This window comes from Candidatus Endomicrobiellum pyrsonymphae (genome assembly GCF_020328025.1).
Lineage (GTDB): Bacteria > Elusimicrobiota > Endomicrobiia > Endomicrobiales > Endomicrobiaceae > Endomicrobiellum > Endomicrobiellum pyrsonymphae.
Window position 1 is genome coordinate 1 of record NZ_JAIXMZ010000114.1, and the last position, 3,267, is coordinate 3,267.

Genomic DNA, 3,267 nt, shown 5'->3' on the forward strand with positions numbered 1-3,267 from the left:
CATACTGTTTCCCCAGTGGCGTTGTCAAGATCACACATTTCAAACCGACTACCCACCAGCTTCATAGCCGATACATCTTGTACTACATCCCCTGCCGTCCCAACGGTTTTAATGTGTGATCTTGACAACGCCACTGGGGAAACAGTATGTGTGAATAAGGGTGATACCTCGACTGTTAGGTTTAAAAGCTCATCACCATATTTCATGCTTTTAAACCTAACAGTCGAGGTATCACCCTTATTCACACATACTGTTTCCCCAGTGGCGTTGTCAAGATCACACATTTCAAACCGACTACCCACCAGCTTCATAGCCGATACATCTTGTACTACATCCCCTGCCGTCCCAACGGTTTTAATGTCGTTCTCAAATATATTCAACGCTACATTCCTTCCTAGCCCACTTACTCCGCTCCCACTATTCTTGTTTCCTCCGCATGAACTCAACACCAAACTAAATACTACAACTACGCTTACCATCTTCTTGAAATTAACCACTCTAAATCCCCTTTCGTTCTTGTAGTCTAGACTCTTTAAACCCTTCTTACTTTGTTCTTCAGAATCTAAACTCTATTTTCGTACTCTTTTAAATAATCAATTACAACTATTGTCATTATACAAATTTAATCCCTTACTTTTAACATTTTAATCTTAAATGAAGATTGTTTGTCAAATAAGAAAACCAAAAGATGGCTTTTTTGGTATAACACTCAAAGAGGACACAAGTCTTTAAATTACAAAATCCCACTTCATTGTTTGCAACTACTTTGATTTCCTAGAATGCGCATTATGTTGTGATGTTTTACAAGAATTTGACAAGAAAAAAATAATATGTTACCCTCTGCGAGTCGTCACCCACCGGTTGTGGCTGGTTAGTTTTGTCTTTGCGTAGCACAACTTTTCTCACATCAAAGGGCCCGTAGCTCAGTTGGCAGAGCACCTCACTTTTAATGAGGGTGTCGTGCGTTCGAATCGCACCGGGCTCATCCTGCTCCCATCGTCTAGGGGTCTAGGACACAGGATTTTCAATCCTGCGACACGGGTTCAAATCCCGTTGGGAGCATTGACTTTATACGTGATTTTGCCCATTTTGTAAGCAATTCGTAAGCTCTCATTGCAAATCAACAACAAAACTATCATACTTATTATACATAATTTTATTACATAGTCAATCTAAAAAAATACTATTTAAACTTTAAAAGTAAAACTCGTAGGACGTTTTTGCCTAAAGGCGATAATTTTGATAGTATAAGCATAAGATAGTATGTCGCAACTATAGAAAAGCGACTTAACAATAGACCAGGAAAATGTCTTGGCTACTTCGCACGTCAGTACGAAAGAAAATACTATCGACTTAAAATTAAGGAATACCATACGAGATAGTCGTTTGCTTATTTGTGATTTAACGGATAGAAATAATGGAGCTTATTTTGAAGCTGGTTTTGCTGAAGGTTTAGGAAAGGCTGTTATATACATTTGCGAGCAATCGTCTTTTAATGAGCGCGAACAAGGCGAAAATAGACTTCATTTTGATGTTGAACATCAAGAAATATATAGATGGAAAAAAGATGATGATGGTAGCATTAAAGAATTCAAAGAACACTTAGAGGCGAAAATTAGGGTATCGCTCTAAATAAAATTAGATAGAATGCCACCATTTGCCACGCAGTAAGCTTTTGTAGTAACCAGACCCAAGCAACTCGAACCCAATCTCAAAATACCAAGAAAAATGTTGAAACGCTTTATCACTTTTGTACCCAAAACATACCCTTTTATGAGTAAAGAAACAGGGGGACATCACTTCCACTATAAACTCAAAGATTTTTCAAAGATTTTCAGATATTCTCAACCGTTATCCAACACTTTTTATAGCTCTTAATCAAGACTATAATCTTTTATTCGTATTGTGCAGAATAACTGACCCAGCCAATTTTATCATTCTTTCCGCAAAGTATGCAGCCTTGTGTATCTTTTGAGAGAACTAAGTTCCAGCCAGGTCGTTACACTTGCGTTTCTCTGTGCGCCATAATATAATGTCGCTCATATGCTTCTCCAATGGGCGCGGAATTTAGTTCATTTGAACTTTGCCCCAGAGACTTTGGCTCTTTACCACAAAAAATACCACCTTACTTGTAGTGTCCCTTTAGCCGTTTTTTGGGGGTCGTTTTGATTGGTTTTTGATTATAATCTTTAATGATTTTAGGTTAAATTGTTAAAAGTTTTGATATAATTACAATAGTTGTAGCTTGATTTGTCAAAAGCTCTTTAATTTGGTATAGTTGATTTTCTTGTAAATGCAAAACAAAAAAAGTGGCAGTTAAATAAAAGAGGGAAATTTTCACGTGAAGCAATACATGGTCCACATTCCCCTAATCTCTAAATCTAAATCTATCAAAACCTATAGATAGAAACAAAAGAGGAAATAGTATGATGACATTACGTTTAAGAAGATGTGTAAGCTTGTTTGTTTGCCTTTCTCTGCTCCTTTCGGCATGCTCCCCAGGTAAAAAATCTAGCAAAGCTGGCGAGCTCGCTAGAAATAAAGTAAAGTTGACTTATGGTCTATGTTCAAATAAGGATAGTGTTATTGTGGATGCAGAAAAGCCTATTGAATCATCTATAATAGGTGAAATGAATTGTGTAACAGAGAACGGCAATACAACGTGTACAAAAGAAGATAACATTAAGTGTGAATTGAAAAAAGTTGAGCTGTGCGACGAGCTAGGTGAAGATTGTAGAAATTTCAAATTTGGCGTGACCCCGGTACCGTGCAATGAACCAAGCGATAAATCAAAAGGCGCATGTCTTCCTATGATCCTAAGAGAAAAGAAGGAGCCGGGGAAGAACAGGATAACCGGGAAATCAACATCAGGCAGTAACGACCCCACCGGCAACAACGGAGCGGCATGGTATACACCAACATGGTATACTTTAATAACAGAAGGAGTACTTGGAGTAGTAGCAATATTAATAATGAGAGAGTTTGTGAAATCAACAACTCCAAAAATATTATACGTAGCAACAGGAATAAGTGCAGTAGTAGGCGGAGAAATAGCAAGAGTAGTGACTACAAGATTCGACGTGGGAGCAGTAGGAGGAGGAGGATTTACAGGAGCAACAGGAGGAGCATTGATGGGAGGAGTAGTATTCTCACTAGCAGAGAAATTACTGATGAGAAGTACTGATGGTTGGTGGAGTACAATAGAAACGGGAGCAATAATAGGAACAATTGCAGGAGGAATATCAGGGCTAGTAACAGGATTAGAAA

3 protein-coding genes, 2 tRNA genes and 1 pseudogene are annotated in these 3,267 nt (G+C 38.0%); 5 read left to right on the forward strand and 1 reads right to left on the reverse strand.

Features of this window, described 5'->3' with window-relative positions:
* A partial coding sequence (locus LE180_RS06840; RefSeq protein ID WP_374134699.1) for a hypothetical protein occupies positions 1-497 on the reverse strand: 497 nt, incomplete at its 3' end.
* Positions 498-665: 168 nt separating this feature from the next.
* Here LE180_RS06840 and LE180_RS06845 point away from each other — a divergent pair.
* The 5 genes and pseudogenes from LE180_RS06845 to LE180_RS06865 form a co-directional block, all read left to right on the forward strand.
* On the forward strand, positions 666-770 hold the full coding sequence (locus tag LE180_RS06845) for an integrase core domain-containing protein (RefSeq protein WP_374134700.1): 105 nt from the start codon (positions 666-668) through the stop codon (positions 768-770).
* 142 nt (positions 771-912) lie between these two features.
* Positions 913-985, forward strand: a tRNA-Lys gene (locus LE180_RS06850).
* Positions 986-989: 4 nt separating this feature from the next.
* A tRNA-Glu gene (locus tag LE180_RS06855) sits at positions 990-1,062 on the forward strand.
* A gap of 249 nt (positions 1,063-1,311) precedes the next feature.
* Entirely contained in the window at positions 1,312-1,632 is a 321-nt protein-coding gene (locus LE180_RS06860) for a hypothetical protein (protein ID WP_374134701.1), read from the forward strand.
* Between the two features lie 794 nt (positions 1,633-2,426).
* Positions 2,427-3,267 (forward strand): annotated as a pseudogene (locus tag LE180_RS06865) (hypothetical protein); the annotation flags it as partial.